Annotated in this window: 15 protein-coding genes; 9 read left to right on the top strand and 6 right to left on the bottom strand. The window is 63.0% G+C overall.

The window, feature by feature from the left end; translation table 11 throughout:
* The first annotated feature begins 142 nt into the window (after positions 1-142).
* Positions 143-862, top strand: coding sequence for an RraA family protein (locus AC5ZGW_RS18170; RefSeq protein WP_130226345.1), 720 nt, complete (start codon positions 143-145; stop codon positions 860-862).
* Between the two features lie 17 nt (positions 863-879).
* Here AC5ZGW_RS18170 and AC5ZGW_RS18165 read toward each other — a convergent pair whose 3' ends face one another.
* Positions 880-1506 (bottom strand): TerC family protein, encoded by a 627-nt coding sequence (locus AC5ZGW_RS18165; protein ID WP_130226344.1) that lies wholly within the window; start codon positions 1504-1506, stop codon positions 880-882.
* A gap of 290 nt (positions 1507-1796) precedes the next feature.
* Entirely contained in the window at positions 1797-2228 is a 432-nt protein-coding gene (locus tag AC5ZGW_RS18160) for a hypothetical protein (protein ID WP_245474747.1), read from the bottom strand.
* Positions 2229-2345: 117 nt separating this feature from the next.
* Here AC5ZGW_RS18160 and AC5ZGW_RS18155 point away from each other — a divergent pair, with 117 nt between their 5' ends.
* The 8 genes from AC5ZGW_RS18155 (at position 2346) to AC5ZGW_RS18120 (ending at position 11878) form a co-directional block, all read left to right on the top strand.
* Positions 2346-3176 (top strand): SDR family NAD(P)-dependent oxidoreductase, encoded by an 831-nt coding sequence (locus AC5ZGW_RS18155; RefSeq protein WP_130226343.1) that lies wholly within the window; start codon positions 2346-2348, stop codon positions 3174-3176.
* 207 nt (positions 3177-3383) lie between these two features.
* Positions 3384-4157, top strand: coding sequence for a motility protein A (locus AC5ZGW_RS18150; protein ID WP_028166504.1), 774 nt, complete (start codon positions 3384-3386; stop codon positions 4155-4157).
* 34 nt (positions 4158-4191) lie between these two features.
* Positions 4192-5022 (top strand): OmpA/MotB family protein, encoded by an 831-nt coding sequence (locus AC5ZGW_RS18145; protein ID WP_130226342.1) that lies wholly within the window; start codon positions 4192-4194, stop codon positions 5020-5022.
* Between the two features lie 140 nt (positions 5023-5162).
* On the top strand, positions 5163-7061 hold the full coding sequence (locus AC5ZGW_RS18140; RefSeq protein WP_130226341.1) for a potassium transporter Kup: 1899 nt from the start codon (positions 5163-5165) through the stop codon (positions 7059-7061).
* Positions 7062-7209: 148 nt separating this feature from the next.
* The gene (locus tag AC5ZGW_RS18135) at positions 7210-9135 is read left to right on the top strand and encodes a potassium transporter Kup (RefSeq protein ID WP_028166501.1); all 1926 of its coding nucleotides are present in this window, start codon (positions 7210-7212) and stop codon (positions 9133-9135) included.
* Positions 9136-9258: 123 nt separating this feature from the next.
* Positions 9259-9588, top strand: a complete 330-nt coding sequence (locus AC5ZGW_RS18130) for a rhodanese-like domain-containing protein (protein ID WP_130226340.1) — start codon at positions 9259-9261, stop codon at positions 9586-9588.
* 6 nt (positions 9589-9594) lie between these two features.
* Positions 9595-10764 carry an aminotransferase gene (locus tag AC5ZGW_RS18125; protein ID WP_130226339.1) on the top strand — a complete coding sequence of 390 codons (1170 nt, stop codon included), beginning with the start codon at positions 9595-9597 and terminating at the stop codon, positions 10762-10764.
* Positions 10765-10768: 4 nt separating this feature from the next.
* Positions 10769-11878 (top strand): polyamine ABC transporter substrate-binding protein, encoded by a 1110-nt coding sequence (locus tag AC5ZGW_RS18120; RefSeq protein ID WP_130226338.1) that lies wholly within the window; start codon positions 10769-10771, stop codon positions 11876-11878.
* A 117-nt stretch (positions 11879-11995) separates the two neighbouring features.
* Here the strand turns inward: AC5ZGW_RS18120 and AC5ZGW_RS18115 are convergent, their stop codons facing one another.
* The 4 genes from AC5ZGW_RS18115 to AC5ZGW_RS18100 form a co-directional block, all read right to left on the bottom strand.
* Positions 11996-12931, bottom strand: a complete 936-nt coding sequence (locus AC5ZGW_RS18115) for a lipid A biosynthesis lauroyl acyltransferase (RefSeq protein WP_130226337.1) — start codon at positions 12929-12931, stop codon at positions 11996-11998.
* Positions 12932-13005: 74 nt separating this feature from the next.
* Positions 13006-14283 carry a beta-ketoacyl-ACP synthase gene (locus AC5ZGW_RS18110; protein WP_130226336.1) on the bottom strand — a complete coding sequence of 426 codons (1278 nt, stop codon included), beginning with the start codon at positions 14281-14283 and terminating at the stop codon, positions 13006-13008.
* Between the two features lie 32 nt (positions 14284-14315).
* Positions 14316-15503, bottom strand: a complete 1188-nt coding sequence (locus AC5ZGW_RS18105; protein ID WP_130226335.1) for a beta-ketoacyl-ACP synthase — start codon at positions 15501-15503, stop codon at positions 14316-14318.
* Positions 15496-15969 carry a 3-hydroxyacyl-ACP dehydratase FabZ family protein gene (locus AC5ZGW_RS18100; RefSeq protein ID WP_130226334.1) on the bottom strand — a complete coding sequence of 158 codons (474 nt, stop codon included), beginning with the start codon at positions 15967-15969 and terminating at the stop codon, positions 15496-15498. Before AC5ZGW_RS18100 ends, AC5ZGW_RS18105 begins: the two co-directional genes overlap by 8 nt.
* Positions 15970-15979 lie beyond the last annotated feature (10 nt).

Genomic DNA, 15979 nt, shown 5'->3' with positions numbered 1-15979 from the left:
CCTCACCATGAGGGGCGGCAGTTGGCTTTCCCCCAAATATCAGCCATGAGCGGAAGCTTGGTTGGGTTCACGGCCGATCTCGGCTATAGGCATGGGCCAAGATCGTCTCGTCAAGAAGCGTCCATTTGCCAGGAGAAACGCCGTGAATAAAGCCGTCACTGCCCCGCTGCCCGCGTCCGTCCTCGAAGCCTTGGCGCGCTATGACACGCCGACGATCTGCAATGCGATGGAGATCGTCGCCCCGGAACGGCGGTTGATCGGCTACACCACCAAGCCGTTGGTCTGCCCGTTCCCGGACCTGCCGCCGATTGTCGGCTATGCCCGCACCGTGACGATCCGCTCCGTGCTGCAATCCGGTCTGCCGGCGGCCGAGCAGGCCAAGCGCCGCATCGAATATTACGAATATGTCGGCACCGGCTTTGGTCCGCGCATCGCCGTGATCCAGGATATCGATGGCGCCGATGTCGGCTATGGTGCGTTCTGGGGCGAGGTGCAGAGCAATGTCCACAAGGCGCTCGGCTGTCTCGGTGTGATCACTGACGGCTCGATCCGTGACATCCCGCAATGGGCGCCGGGCTTCCAGGCGCTCGCCGGATCGATCGGCCCGTCGCACGCCTGGGTGCATGCCGAGAGCTTCGGCGGCGAGGTGCGGGTTGCCGGCATGACCGTGCGCTCCGACGATCTTATCCATGCCGACAGCCATGGTGCGATCGTGATCCCGAACGATGTCGCCGCCAAGCTGCCGGACGCGGCCGAACTCTGCGCGCGTCGCGAGACGCCGATCCTGGAGATCGCACGCAGCCCGGACTTCTCGCTCGAGAAGCTGAAGGACGCGCTGAAGCGCTCGGCCGAGATCCACTAACTCCAATAGGTCGCGGCTCAGAGCGCCGCGACCTTGGCGACGTCGTGGGCGCCGCGAATGACCATGTCGATGGCGACATAGAGGATGACGGCGAGGCCGACATAGGCGATCCAGCGATGCTTCTGCAGCAGCCGCGCGATGAAGGTCGCGGCTGCGCCCATCAATGCGATGGAGAGGATCAGGCCGAAAATCAGCACGCTTGGGTGCTCGCGGGCCGCTCCCGCGACAGCCAGGACGTTGTCGAGCGACATCGAGACGTCGGCGATGATGATCTGCGTCGTGGCCTGGAAGAGCGTCTTCCGGGGCGCCCCGTCTGCAGACGCGCCACCGAGCTCTGCGTCGGCTTCCTCTTTCGCGGTGGCGCGCAGCTCGCGCCACATTTTCCAGCACACCCACAACAGCAGGATTCCGCCGGCAAGCAAGAGGCCGACGATCTGCATGATCTGCGTTGCCACGACGGCAAACATGATGCGCAGCACGGTCGCCGCCAGAATGCCGATCAGGATCGCCTTGCTGCGTTGCTTCTCGGGCAGGCCGGCTGCGGCAAGGCCGATCACGACGGCATTGTCGCCTGCGAGCACCAGGTCGATCAGGACGACCTGCAACAGCGCGGTGAGAAATTCAAAGCCAAGAAATTCGGACACGGGTCATGCTCCCCTTCTGGTCTGGAGAGTGACCCGGATGAGATACCGGCTTGATGGCGACGCACATCGGTGAGGGATTCACCGATACGTCCCGCGATCAATGCCGCAGATCAAAGCAGGGCCACTCCAACTTAACTCCAGTCCGACATCGCAGCCTGTCGGCTGCCAGAGGGGCCCGGCCTGGTACGCTTTAGATCATGATCCGATGAGACGGATCATGATCTCATCTCTTTGAGTTTGAACATGATCTCTTCGGAAAACCGGTTTCCACTTTTCCGGATCATGCTCTGTTACGGTCGCGAATTCGCACGCGCGACGGCTTCTTCCTCGAAGAACAGCGCCGCCTGGTCCGGTTCGCCAAAGATTGCCGCTGCACACCCCATGAAGGTGAATGCACCGGCAAAATCCCACCACGTGACTTTCCCTGAGTTCTCCTGAGCCTTGATCAGGCGCGTCAGGATGGCGGCCACTGCGGCCTCCGCGAACAGCAGGATGCTGAACGCAGGCAGCACGAGCTCAGGTTCGAGCACGCGGATCATCAGGATGGCAGGGAACACGGTCAGGGCGCCGAACAGTGCGAACAGACCGAAAGGCTCCAGCGACGGAGCATTTCGCATGATCCAGTTTGAACTGGAGGCCAACATCGGTTCCCTTTGAATGAACGAACGCCCAATAGCAGCCGCGCAGCATCTGCTGACGAGCCAGCTATTGGCGGCAACCAATAGCAAAACACTCTTGCGCGCGGGAGGTTTCTGACCCGTGGCGCAGCGCCGCAGACGGGTGTAGTTGTCCTTCGACCGCCGTGTGGAACCCGGGCGGGCAGGGACCGGAGGTGTGCGATGGAAATGCGTGACAAAACCGTGTTCATCACCGGCTCAACCGACGGTGTCGGCCGCTACGTTGCGAAGAGGCTCGCCATCGGCGGCGCCAGCGTGCTGGTCCACGGGCGCGACAAAGCGCGCGGGGCATCGCTGATCGAAGAGATCAGGCGGGCAGGAGGCCGCGAGCCCATTTTCTATCAGGCCGACCTGTCCTCGCTTGCCGAGACGCGAAAACTCGGCGAGGCCGTGCTCGCGAACCACAAGCGGCTCGACGTATTCATCAGCAATGCCGGGATCGGCTCGCAGAACGAGGGACCGGCGCGGCAGACCAGCAGGGACGGCTATGAGCTGCGCTTCGCCGTGAACTACCTTGCGGGTTTCCTGCTCGCGCGTCTGTTGCTGCCGCTGTTGAAGGCGAGCGCGCCGTCGCGGATCGTCAATGTCGCTTCGCTCGGCCAGCATCCGATCGACTTCGACGACGTGATGATCACGAAGAACTACAGCGGCTCGCGCGCTTATGCCCAGAGCAAGCTTGCGCAGATCATGTTCACGATCGATCTCGCAGAAGAGCTGAAAGCCTCGGGCGTCACCGCAAATTCGCTGCACCCGGCAACCTATATGAACACCACGATGGTGCGCGCCGGCGGCATCACCCCGATCTCGACCGTCGAGCAGGGCGGCGAAGCGATCCTGCATCTGGTGTCGGGAGACGATGTCGCCGATGAGAGCGGGCTGTTCTTCAACGGCATGAACGAGGCCAGGGCCAATCCGCAGGCCTATGAGGCGTCCGCGCGGAGACGGCTGCGCGCGCTCAGTCTCGAACTCACGGGGCTCGATAGCGGTCACTGAGCGGCGCCGGCGATTATGGTTAGCGAAAGATTGAGACCAGCGCTGCGCTCAGGCCTGATCCGGCCACTCGGGATTTTACGGGTTCCTCTTCGGCTTAACCTTTACGGGTCTTTAATGGCGGCCACGTAGGGTTTTCCGGCGCGGTCCGGGGTTGGGTCGTGCACCGTCCAGGACAGGCGGTGTGTAGCGTACGCGTTGGAGTCTCCCATGGATATTATGACGGGCGTCGGGCTCGTGATGGGCATCATCGTGATCTCAGCGATGATGCTGATGGGCGGCGACCTGCACATGTTCATTTCCGAACATGCGATGATCATCATTTTCGGCGGATCGATCGCGGCCACGATGATCCGCTTTCCATTGGCCGCGATCCTGCATGGCCTGCCGCTGGGCGCCAAATTCGCCTTCACCATGAGCCGGCTTTCGGCGCGCGATCTCGTCGACGAACTGGCCCGGATTGCCGAGATCGCCCGCAAGCAGGGGCCGGTGGGCCTTGAAAAGGTCGAGACCAACGAGCCCTTCCTGGCCAAGGGAATCCGCTACGTCGCCGACGGCTACGACCTCGAATTCATTCGCGACAATCTCGAACGCGACCGCGACAATTTCCTGATGCATCTCGACGAGGGCAGCAAGATCTACCGCGCGATCGGCGACTGCGCGCCGGCCTTCGGCATGATCGGCACGCTGATCGGCATGGTGCAGATGTTCGCCAACATGACCGATCCCTCCAAGCTCGGCCCGTTCATGGCGACCGCGCTGCTGGCCACGCTCTATGGCGCGCTGGTTGCGAACCTGTTCTGTCTGCCGATCGCCGACAAGCTGCACGGCAAGCTCCTCGACGAGGAAACCAACCGCACCCTGATCATCGACGGCATCCTGATGATCCGCGATTCGAAGAGCCCGGCGCTGGTTCGCGAAATGCTGCTCGCCTATCTCCCGGAAAAGCACCGCGAGGGAGAGGGCGAGCCGGTCCCGGCCTGACCTTCGGCCTGGCAGCGATCCGGAGCTTCACGCGATGGCCAAGAAAAAGCGCGGCGATGCACATACCGGAGGTCACGGCTGGTTCGTGACCTTCGCCGACCTGATGGGCTTGATGATGAGCTTCTTCGTGATGCTCGTCGCCTTCTCCAGCATGGACAACAACAAGCTGAAGATCGTCGCAGGCTCGATGCGCGACGCCTTCGGCTCGCAGACCAATGTGCGCTATTCCGGTATCATCGAATCCGACGGCCTGCCGACGCGGCCGAAGTTGAAGAACGTCGAGCATATCTCGCCGGAGGAGACGTCGGACAGGCCGACGCCCGACGAGAAGGAGCGCAACCAGGAGAACGGCGCCAAGCTGCACACCGACCGCGCCTTCGCGCTCGCGTCCGCTTCGCTGCGGCAGGCGCTCCAGGACATGCCGGAATTGACCGAAATGTCCAAGCACATCATGTTCGAGGAAACCAAGGAGGGTCTCAACCTCGAGATCATTGACCAGGACGGCCGCTCGATGTTCGCCGACGGCTCCAAGGTACCTTACGACCGGACACGGCGGCTGATCCAGAAGCTCGCCGGGCCGCTTAAGGCAACGCCGCTGCGCGTATCCATCGTCGGCCACACCGCCGCCGGTTTCGTGCCGGCGCGCAGCGACTACGGAGCGTTCGACCTGTCGGCGGACCGCGCCAACGCGGTGCGCCAGATCCTGGAGCGCGAAGGGCTGCCCCCCTCGCACATCTTCGCCGTCTCGGGCAAGGCCGACAGCCAGCCGTTGTTTCCGGACGATCCTTCGCTCGCGGCAAACCGTCGCGTCACCATCACCTTGATGCGTGAGGATCCGCCGCTGCCGCCCGGCTTGAAGCCGTAATCCGCCGAATTTACTATCGGCCGCCTGTCCAGCCGGAAACCGTTACGCGCTTGTCGCGGCCGCCGCAACCGTTGACAGGGAACGCGGAAGCGTGGATAGCGGCGCCGGATCAAACTAGCAGATGGGGCGTTCCTCCCGCCATGGCTGTCAGCGTCTCATCCAGCGAGGTCCAAGAAGGGCCGGTCACGTCCAACTTCTGGGCCTTGACGCTGGGCAGTATCGGCGTGGTGTTCGGCGATATCGGTACCTCGCCGCTCTATGCGTTCCGCGAGGCAGTCGCCGGCGCGACGCATGGACAGCCGGTATCCCGAATCATCGTCCTGGGTGTGCTGTCGCTGATCCTGTGGGCGCTCTTCATTGTCGTCACGTCGAAATACGTGCTGCTGCTCCTGCGCGCCGACAACAACGGCGAGGGTGGCACGCTCTCGCTGATGGCCCTGGGGCAGCGGGCGCTGGGGCGGAGAAGCTGGCTGTTGCTGGCGCTCGGCGTGGTCGGCGCCTCGATGTTCATCGGCGATTCCATGATCACGCCGGCGATTTCCGTGCTGTCGGCGGTCGAAGGCCTCAAGCTCGCGACGCCCGCACTCCAACATTACGTAGTGCCCGTCACGATCGTCATCCTGGTCGTCTTGTTCTCGGTCCAGCGCATCGGCACCGGGCGGGTAGCTTCCGCCTTCGGGCCCGTGATGGTGGTCTGGTTCGCCACGCTCGCCGTGATGGGGCTGGTCCACATCAAGGATGACCCATCTGTACTGGCGGCGATCAATCCCTATTACGCGCTCCAGTTCCTGCTCACGCATGGCACCATCGGGCTGGTGACGCTGGGAGCGGTGTTCCTGGCCGTCACCGGCGGCGAGGCGCTTTATGCCGATCTCGGCCATTTCGGCCGCAAGCCGATCCAGTCCGGCTGGCTGTTCTTCGTGCTGCCGTCGCTTCTGCTCAATTATTTCGGGCAGGGGGCGCTGGTGCTCTCCGATCCATCCGCGATCGAGAATTCGTTCTATCGGATGGTTCCCGACTTCCTGCTGCTGCCGTTGGTGGTGCTCGCGACCGCGGCCACCGTGATCGCGAGCCAGGCCGTCATCACCGGCGCCTATTCGCTGGTCCGGCAGGCGGTGCAGCTCGGCCTGCTGCCGCGTTTCGAGGTCCGCTACACCTCGGAGTCCCATGCCGGGCAAATCTATCTGCCGCGCGTCAACCGCTTGCTGTTGGTCGGCGTTCTCTTGCTGGTACTGATGTTCCACACCTCGAGCGGACTGGCATCGGCCTACGGCATCGCCGTCTCCACCACCATGGTTGCCGACGGCATCATGGGCTTTGTGGTGATCTGGAAATTGTGGAACTGGCGCGCAGCGACCGCGGCCGCGGTGATCGTGCCGTTCGTGGTGGTCGACATGACGTTCCTGAGCGCCAATCTCCTCAAACTGTTCGAGGGCGCCTGGGTGCCGCTTTTGTTCGGCGCAGCCATGGCGGCCATGATCTGGACCTGGCGGCGCGGGACGGCCATCCTGATCGCCAAGACCCGGCGCATCGAGGTGCCGCTTGACGACCTGATCAAGAGCCTGGAGAAGCGGCCGCCGCATATCGTCAAGGGCACCGCGGTTTTCCTCACCAGCGATCCCGGCTTCGTGCCGACCGCGCTGCTGCACAATCTCAAGCACAACAAGGTGCTGCACGAGCAGAATGTCATCCTGACCATCGAGACGGCGCAGACGCCGCGCGTTGATGTTTCCGAGCGCGTCTACATGGAACGCATCAGCGACAAGTTTTCCAAGGTGCGCCTCAGGTTCGGCTTCATGGAGTCGCCGAACGTCCCGAAGGCGCTGGTGATCGCCCGCAAGCTCGGCTGGCAGTTCGATATCATGGCGACGTCATTCTTCGTGTCGCGGCGGTCTCTCAAGCCCGCGGCGCAGTCGGGCATGCCGCTGTGGCAGGATCACTTGTTCATCGCCATGAGCCGCTCCGCCAACGATGCCACCGACTATTTTCAGATTCCGACGGGGCGGGTGGTTGAGGTCGGCACCCAGGTAACTATCTGACGGGCGCACGATTGTGGCTGGTTAAACGATCGAGCTATGTGTAAAATGCATGGAGGCAGCCCATTTCTCGCCTAACCTATGCATTCGAGCGGGGATATAGGCCTGCGGCGCTGTTTCATTGTGCAGTGAACAATAGAGGCTCCCTCCCATGTCGTCCGAGAGTGCGGTCACCGCGGCGGAAACGCCCGCGGCCAGTGGACATGGAGAGGCGCATTCCACGGCAGGGTTCGGAGCGCTGACGCTCGGCAGCATCGGCGTCGTCTACGGAGACATCGGCACCAGCCCGCTCTACGCTCTGCGCGAAGCCGTTGTGGCGGCCAGCGAGCACAGTGGCGTCGCCACGACGCAGGCGGTCCTCGGCGTGCTCTCCCTGATCCTGTGGGCGCTGATTGTCGTCGTCACGCTCAAATATGTGGTGATCCTGCTGCGCGCCGATAACCACGGCGAGGGTGGAACGCTGGCGCTGATGGCACTGGCCGAACGCGCCGTTACCAAGGGCGCCGGCGCGGTCGTGATGCTCGGCATCATCAGCGGGGCCTTGTTCTACGGCGACGCGGTGATCACGCCGGCGCTATCGGTGCTGTCGGCGATCGAAGGCATCAAGCTCGTCACCGCGACCTTCGAACATTATGTCGTGCCGGTCACGGCGTTGATCCTGGTGGTGCTGTTTGCCGTGCAATCCCATGGCACAGCGCGGGTCGCCGCATTTTTCGGACCGATCATGTGCGTCTGGTTTGCGGTGCTGGCGATTGCAGCCGTGCCGCAGATCATCAAGCATCCCGAGGTCCTTCTGGCCTTTAATCCGCTGTATGCGGTCTCCTTCATGCTTCATCACGGTGTGATCGGGTTCGTCACCCTCGGCGCGGTGTTTCTCGCCGTCACCGGCGCGGAAGCGCTCTATGCCGATCTCGGGCACTTCGGCAAACGGCCGATCCAGTTCGCCTGGATGTTCATCGTGCTGCCGGCGCTGGTGCTGAATTATATGGGGCAGGCCGCGCTCGTCATCGTCGATCCCAAGGCGATCGAGAATCCGTTCTTCCTGATGTTCCCGGATTGGGCGCTGATCCCGATGGTCGTGCTTGCCACCGTCGCGACCGTCATTGCCAGCCAGGCCGTCATCACCGGCGCCTATTCGCTGACGCGCCAGGCGATCCAACTCGGCCTGCTGCCGCGCTTCGAGATTCGCCATACCTCGGAAGCCCATTCGGGGCAGATCTTTATTCCCCGCATCAACCGGATGCTGCTCATCGCGGTGCTGTTGCTGGTGCTGATGTTCCGCTCCTCCAGCGCGCTGGCCGCGGCCTATGGCATCGCGGTGACCGGCACCATGGTGGTCACGGGCATGATGGGCTTTGTCGTGGTGTGGAAGGTTTGGCGATGGTCGCCGATCGCCGCCGCCGCGCTGATCGCGCCCTTCCTGTTTCTCGACTTCACCTTCCTGACGGCAAACCTTCTGAAGGTGCTTGAGGGCGGCTGGGTGCCGCTGGCGCTCGGCGGGGCCGTGATGGCGCTGATGATCACGTGGCGGCGCGGCAGCCGGCTGTTGTTCGAGAAGTCGCGCAAGCTGGAATTCCCGCTCGCCGATCTTGTGGCGATGCTGGAGAAGCGGCCACCGCAGCGCGTCTCGGGCACGGCGGTGTTCCTGACCAGCGATCCCGCCAGCGCGCCGACCGCGCTGATGCATAGTCTAAAACACTACAAAGTGCTGCATGAGAAGAACGTCATTCTCACCATCGAGACCGCGCCGACGCCGCGGATCGACCCGTCCGAGCGGGTGCGAATGGAGCAGATCAGCCCGACTTTCTCCAAGGTGACGCTGCGCTTCGGCTTCATGGAATCGCCGAATGTGCCGAAGACGCTGGCGATCGCCCGCAAGCTCGGCTGGCAGTTCGACATCATGTCGACCTCGTTCTTCCTGTCGCGGCGCTCGCTCAAGCCCGCCGCGCATTCCGGGATGCCGCGTTGGCAGGACCATCTGTTCATCGCGCTCAGCCGCGCCTCCAACGACGCCACCGACTATTTCCAGATCCCGACCGGCCGCGTCGTCGAGGTCGGAACGCAGGTCACGATCTAGCTTTTTGCTGGTCCTAAGCTGTTTGCGGTGCTTGATTTTCCCCGCGCAAGAGGCGACTTTGCGCCCGAAACGGGGGCCGGCTGAGCCCAAGAACTGAGCCCAAGAATTGTCTGGAGAACGCGCGTGGCCGACCACAAGGTGCATGATCTAACGCCTCAGGAAGTGTCGAACGGGATAGCGGATGGACGCTATCTCCTGGTCGACGTCCGCGAGCCCAACGAGGTCGCCGCTGAGGCCTATCCGGATGGCGTCGTCGTGCCGCTGTCGACGTTTGATCCGGACGAGATTCCGGATCCGCAGGGCAAAGAGGTCGTGTTTGCCTGCCGCTCAGGCAAGCGCTCGGTGACGGCATCGCTCGCGGCGCAGGCGGCGGGGTTGCCTTACGACAAGCATCTGGCAGGGGGCATATTGGGCTGGAAGGCTGCGGGATTGCCGACCAAGACGGGCGGCTGACTTTCCATGACTTCCATGAACAAGGTCTTCGCAGACCTTCCCGTCACCATTTTCGAAGCGATGTCGCAGCTCGCGCGCGACAACAACGCCATCAATCTCGGCCAGGGCTTTCCGGACGATCCCGGTCCGGAGGACATCCGTCGCGCGGCCGCGGATGCTTCCGTCAACGGCTACAATCAGTACCCGTCGATGATGGGTATCCCCGAGCTCAGGCAGGCGATCGCCACCCATTACGGCCGCTGGCACGGACTTGACCTCGATCCCATGACGGAAGTCATGGTGACCTCGGGCGGCACCGAAGCGCTCACATCGTCGATCCTCGCGATGGTCGAACCGGGCGATGAAGTGGTCGTCTTCCAGCCGGTGTACGATTCCTATCTGCCGATCATCCGTCAGGCCGGAGGCATTCCGCGCCTGTTGCGGCTGGAGCCGCCGCACTGGCGGCTGAACGAGGAGATGCTGCGGAGCGTCTTCAACCACAAGACCAAGGCGGTGTTGTTCAACAATCCGCTCAATCCGTCCGCCGTGGTCTATCCGCGCGAAGACCTCGAACTGCTAGCGCGGTTCTGCCAGCAATTCGACGTGGTCGCGATCTGCGACGAGGTCTGGGAGCACGTGATCTTCGATGGCCGCGAGCACATCCCGCTGATCACGCTGCCGGGCATGCGGGACCGCACCATCAAGGTCGGTAGCGCCGGCAAGATCTTTTCGCTCACCGGCTGGAAGATCGGTTTTGTCTGCGCCGCGCCGCCGCTTCTGCGGGTTGCCGCCAAGGTGCATCAGTTCCTTACCTTCACCACCGCGCCCAACCTGCAGGCGGCGGTGGCCTATGGGCTCGGCAAGACGGATGCGTATTTTCACGACATGCGCAAGGACCTGGCGCGGAGCAGGGATAGGCTGACAAAGGGACTGGAGAGCCTCGGCTTTCCCGTCCTGAAATCGCAAGGTACCTATTTCCTCACCGTCGACCTGTCGCCACTCGGGCTCAACGAGACCGACGAGGCGTTCTGCCGGCGCATCGTGACCGACTACAAGGTGGCGGCGATCCCCGTCTCGGCCTTCTACGAAAAGGACCCGGTGACCTCGGTCGTACGTTTTTGCTTTGCAAAGAAGGATGCAACCCTCGACACTGCGCTCGAGCGTCTGTCGGACGCGGTGCACCGTCGAAAGAGGTAGAGAGATGCACGGGCAGGGCCGTCATTCAATTTTTCTCGCCGCCCTGTTTGCCGCGGCTCTGCTCGTCTCCTCATCCGCCCGCGCCGAGGAACGCACGGTCAATTTCTACAATTGGTCGAACTATATGGCGCCGGGTGTGCTGGAGGACTTCACCAAGGAGACCGGCATCAGGGTGGTGTACGACACCTTCGACGCCAACGAGACGCTGGAAACGCGGCTGCTTGCGGGCAAGTCCGGCTACGACGTCGTGGTGCCGACCGGCTATTTCCTGCAGCGCCAGATCACCGCAAAGGTCTTCCTCAAGCTCGACAAGTCGAAACTGCCGAATCTCGCCAATGCCTGGCCGGTGGTGACCAAAGAGCTCGCGACCTACGATCCCGGCAACAACTACGCCGCCAATTACATGTGGGGCACCACCGGCATCGGCTACAACGTCCAGATGGCGCAGAAGATTCTCGGCCCCGACGCCAGGATCGATAGCTGGGACATGGTGTTCAAGCCGGAGAATCTCGCGAAGTTCAAGGATTGCGGCATCCATATGCTTGATTCCGCTGACGACATCCTGCCCGCGGCCTTGAACTATCTCGGCATCGATCCGAACTCCACCAAGCAAGCCGATCTCGAGAAGGCCGCTGACCTCGTCAGCAAGATCAGGCTTTATGTTCGCAAGTTTCATTCCTCGGAATATCTGAGCGCGCTCGCCTCCGGCGAGATCTGCTTCGTGGTGGGCTGGTCGGGCGACATCATGCAGGCGCGCAGCCGCGCGGTCGAAGCCAAGAACGGCATCGAAATCGGCTACGCCATCCCGAAAGAGGGCGCGCAGATGTTCTTCGACAATCTCGCGATTCCTTCGGACGCCAAGAACGTCGCCGAGGCCTATGAGCTGATCAACTACCTCTACCGGCCGGACGTCGCTGCGAAGAACTCGAACTTCCTGTCCTACGCCAACGGCAACTTGGCCAGCCAGAAGCTGATCGATCCGAAGATTCTCAACGACAAGAACAGCTACCCGGACGAAGCGACCCAGAAGAAACTGTTCGTCATCACCGCGCGCGACCCGGCCACCCAGCGGATCATCAACCGGCTCTGGACCAGGGTGAAGACGGGGAAGTGAGGCTCGCTGCCGCCGTTATTGCGAGGAGCGCAGCGACGAAGCAATCCATATCTCCGCAAGTGGCGCAATGGATTGCTTCGCTTACGCTCGCAATGACGCGCAAAGGCAGCAGTCGGCTCACCGCCAGCGGCGGTGCAGCCAGAGCCACTGTTCCGGATATTCGCGCACCCAGCCTTCGATCACATTGGTGACGGCCTGCATCGTGCCCTGAATATCGATCTCCCCGGACGCATTGAACACGGGCTTCACTTCCTCCGACAGCTCGCCGCGGAAGCGGTTATTGGGCAGGCGGATGATGCGGGCGCCGTGGATCGGGCATTCCACTTGACGTCGGAGCCGCGCCAGCGTCGGGTTGGCCTTGGTCTTGCGGCCGAAGAAGGTGACCTCGACCCCGTTGGTCAGATATTGGTCGACGAGCATGGCGACGTGCTTGTTGTCTTGCAGCGCCTGCGCAAGCCGGAGCGGCGCGTCGCGGCCGGCGGGGATCAGCGTGCCCATCTTGATCGCGCGGATCTTCTCGATCGCGCGGTCGGCGGCTTCGCTATTCGGCCGGCGGAACAAAATCGCGGTGTCGAGCCCGTGCGCAACCGCCGCCAGCGCCGGCAATTCCCAATTACCGAGATGCGCGGCAAAGATCAGCGCCGGCTTGCCGTCGTCCCTGATCTGATCGAACAGCTCCATGGTCCGCGGCGACAATTCGATGCGGCTGTTCTCGGGATGGTCGCGGTCGTAGTCCCAGATATGGTCGAGATGGGCGAATTCGGCGCCGATGCGGCCGAGATTGTCCCAGACGCCGGCCAGGATCTTCTCGATCTCCTCAGGCGATTTTTCCGGAAACGCGGCCTTCAGATTCTCGCGACCGATCCGGTCCTCACGCAGCCTGCGACCGATGAAATGCGCGGCGCGTCCGAAGAAATCGGCAGTCTTGAACGGATCGAAGCAGCGCGTGGTGCGCAACAGAGCGATCGTCAGCGCGCCCACCGCTGCCTCGCCCACGGGCTTGACGGCGTCGCGAAGGCGCGCGCGGGCACGAAGGAGCTGGAGGCGGTTCATCGCGACAAGCGGCGCAGCGTTTGGTTGAGCATGATCTCTTCGGAAAACCGGAGATCAGTTCTTCCGATCATGCTCTAGGCCGGCTCGCGCGTCAGGATCAATGAGGCGTTCTGCCCGCCAAAGCCGAACGAATTGGACATCACGGCAGTGACACGGGCGTCGCGCGCCTTGTTGCCGACCACGTCGAAATGAATGGTCGGGTCCGGTACGTCATAGTTGATGGTCGGTGGAATCCGCTGGTGCTCGAGCGTGAGCAGCGAGAATACCGCCTCGACCGCACCGGCCGCGGAGATCGTGTGGCCGACCATCGATTTGTTCGACGACACCGGAATCTTCGAGATCTGCTCGCCGAAGACCGCCGAGGTCGTCAGATATTCCATCTTGTCGTTCTCGGGCGTCGCTGTTCCGTGCGCGTTGATGTGGTCGATCTGCTCCGGCTCCATCCCGGCGTCCGCCAGCGTTTTGCGCATGCAGCCGATGATCGGCTTGCCGTCCGGGCTCGAGCGGGTGCGGTGGAACGAATCAGTCAGTTCGCCGCAGCCGGCGACGACACCCAGGATCCTCGCGCCGCGCGCGGTGGCCGCCTCATAGCTCTCCAGCACCAGCGCGCCGGCGCCTTCGGCCATCACGAAGCCATCGCGATTCTTGGAGAAGGGCTTGGAGGCACCCTGCGGCGGATCGTTCTGCGTCGACAGTGCCGAGAGCAGGGAGAAGCGGACTACGGCCTCGGGATTTACCGAGCCGTCGGTTGCAACGCAGAGCGCCGCATCCGCCTCACCGCGACGGATCGCCTCGACGCCGAGCTGGATCGCGGTTGCGCCGGAGGCGCAGGCGGTCGACAGCGAGATCGGCGAGCCCTTGGTACCAAAGTTCTCGGCGAGGTATTTTGCGACCGAACCGAACATGAAGCGATCATGATAGGGCGCGAACCTGCCGCCACCGCTCGCGCGCAGCATGTCGTAGTAGTCGAATTCCTTCTTGTCGATCGTGCGCCCGAGTTCGAGCCGCTGCGGCCATTCGGTCTCGACCGGCGCGACTGCGAGGAAGAGGGGGCCTGGAAAGTCACCCTTGCTGCCGATACCGGATTGCGCCAGCGCTTCGTCGGTGGCGATTTCGGCGATGCGCTCGGAAAGGCTGGTCGAGGTGAACGGATCGACGCTGACGAAATCCACCGTTCCCGCCATCGTGGTCCTCAGTCCATCGATCGGAAAACGGGTGACCGTCTTGATGCCGGATTCGCCGGCAACGAGCTTGGCCCAATTGTCGGCTTTGCCGGCGCCGAGCGACGTGACGATGCCCATGCCGGTCACGACAACGATCGGCCTGCCAAACTTATCGCGTGGTGTCGCCATGCTTCCCCCGTCGATGCTTGCGCGAATGCGCCCTACTTGACGGCCTCAACCAGGGCCATCCCTTCGCCCTGCCAGTGACCGGTTCCCATCACTACAATCTGGGTCGGCGGATCGGATTTTTCAACCTCGAAGCCGGTCGGATCGTTCGGCGGAAACAGCGCGCCGCGTGAGACCGAGAGCGCCGCCAGGGCAACGCCGAGCGGGAATTGGGCCTCCACGGTGTGGCCGAACATCGTTCCGGTGGCGCGCACGGCAAGGCCCTGGTGCTGGCGCAGGAACGCGCGCTCCTCTGACGTGACGGGCTCGGCGCCGGTCGCGCCGGTGACCACCACGCCGACATCGTCGTCGACGCCGAGTTTCGACCATAGCGCCTCCAGAGACTTCGTCACCGCGCCCGGCTGTTTGCGCTGTGCGAGGTCGGCGACCACCTTGGAGAGCTTGGCATAAGGCTTGGCGCCGCGCGCCTCGGCGTGCTCACGGGATTCCAGCACCAGGAACGCGCCGGCGGAACCAAGCGCGAATCCGCTGTTGTTCTCGCGGGCCCAAACCGGAGTGAACTCTCCGGTCAGGTTGAAGTCGCCGAATTCGAAGAGGACGAGCAGGTCGAGGCGTTCGCCATTATAGGCGCCGCCGATCAGCGCAATGTCGCTTTGGCCGGCCTCGATGCGCGCCACCGCAATCCGCGCCGCATCGATGCTGGAGGCTTCCTCACCCATGAAAGTGCGCGAGGTGCCGCGGACGCCGTGAACGATGGCGATATTGCCCGCAAGCAGGTTGGAGAGCTGCGCCAGGAACAGCGTCGGGCGCAGCTCGCTCATCAGCCGCTCGTTGAGGAAGCCGGGGCTGAAATTGCCACGCGCATCGGCGTTCAGGATCGCCGTATCGACTGCGAGGTCGCGCTCGCCGCCGCCGGCCGCGACGATCATGTCCATGCGGGACAGGATTTCCTGATTGCCTTTGACGCCGGCCGAATCCAGCGCCATCCCCGCAGCATAGGTGCCGATGCGCTGCCAGGCTTCCATCTGGCGCTGGTCGCCCTTCTTCGGGATCTGCGCGTCGAAACTGACCGGGGCGAGCGGATGGACGATATAGGGCGCGAACCGCTTGTCGTCGATGTTGATGCGCTTGGCGTTGAGCGCATCCCAATGCGCGTCCAGTCCTTCGCCGAGCGACGAAAGGACGCCAATGCCGGTGATCCAGACTTCCTTCCGCTCAGTCATGCGTCAGCGCCTGCAGCGGAAAGCCGATCTTCTTGGCCATCGCGTCCATGTGCACGCGAAGATCGGGATGGGGGAAGGGGATGTGGCGGAATGTCAGATAGGCGCTGCATTTCAATTCCTTGCCTACCCGAACCTTGGCCGACGTCACCGCAAAGCCCGAACCTTCATGCTCGACCTTGGCCTCGATCGTCAGTACCTCGCCCGGGTTGACGAAGCCACGCATCTTGGCTTCCTTGATCATCGCGAGAAAGGGCATCCGCTCGAACTTCATCAGGCCGAGCAGCAGCCAGCCGGACGACTGCGCCATCGCTTCCGTCAGCAGCACGCCAGGCATGATCGGATAGCCCGGGAAATGGCCTTCGAAGATCGTGCTGGTCTGCGGAACGTCAGCTTCCACCACGATCGTCTTGTCGCCGATGTTGAGGTCGACGATGCGATCGATGAGCGTGAAATATTCGAGCTGCATGGGGCGCTCG

This window comes from Bradyrhizobium sp. Crot121, from assembly GCF_059512385.1.
Note: the sequence above shows the minus strand (reverse complement) of the source record. Positions and strands in the feature narration are given on the sequence as shown.

What these genes read in the sequence shown, in the direction of transcription:
- AC5ZGW_RS18155 (WP_130226343.1), top strand. Translation starts at nt 2,346, where the DNA reads ATGGAAATGCGTGACAAAACCGTGTTCATCACCGGCTCAACCGACGGT.
- AC5ZGW_RS18150 (WP_028166504.1), top strand. Translation starts at nt 3,384, where the DNA reads ATGGATATTATGACGGGCGTCGGGCTCGTGATGGGCATCATCGTGATC.
- AC5ZGW_RS18145 (WP_130226342.1), top strand. Translation starts at nt 4,192, where the DNA reads ATGGCCAAGAAAAAGCGCGGCGATGCACATACCGGAGGTCACGGCTGG.
- AC5ZGW_RS18140 (WP_130226341.1), top strand. Translation starts at nt 5,163, where the DNA reads ATGGCTGTCAGCGTCTCATCCAGCGAGGTCCAAGAAGGGCCGGTCACG.
- AC5ZGW_RS18135 (WP_028166501.1), top strand. Translation starts at nt 7,210, where the DNA reads ATGTCGTCCGAGAGTGCGGTCACCGCGGCGGAAACGCCCGCGGCCAGT.
- AC5ZGW_RS18125 (WP_130226339.1), top strand. Translation starts at nt 9,595, where the DNA reads ATGACTTCCATGAACAAGGTCTTCGCAGACCTTCCCGTCACCATTTTC.
- AC5ZGW_RS18120 (WP_130226338.1), top strand. Translation starts at nt 10,769, where the DNA reads ATGCACGGGCAGGGCCGTCATTCAATTTTTCTCGCCGCCCTGTTTGCC.
- AC5ZGW_RS18115 (WP_130226337.1), bottom strand. Translation starts at nt 12,931, where the DNA reads ATGAACCGCCTCCAGCTCCTTCGTGCCCGCGCGCGCCTTCGCGACGCC.
- AC5ZGW_RS18110 (WP_130226336.1), bottom strand. Translation starts at nt 14,283, where the DNA reads ATGGCGACACCACGCGATAAGTTTGGCAGGCCGATCGTTGTCGTGACC.
- AC5ZGW_RS18105 (WP_130226335.1), bottom strand. Translation starts at nt 15,503, where the DNA reads ATGACTGAGCGGAAGGAAGTCTGGATCACCGGCATTGGCGTCCTTTCG.
- AC5ZGW_RS18100 (WP_130226334.1), bottom strand. Translation starts at nt 15,969, where the DNA reads ATGCAGCTCGAATATTTCACGCTCATCGATCGCATCGTCGACCTCAAC.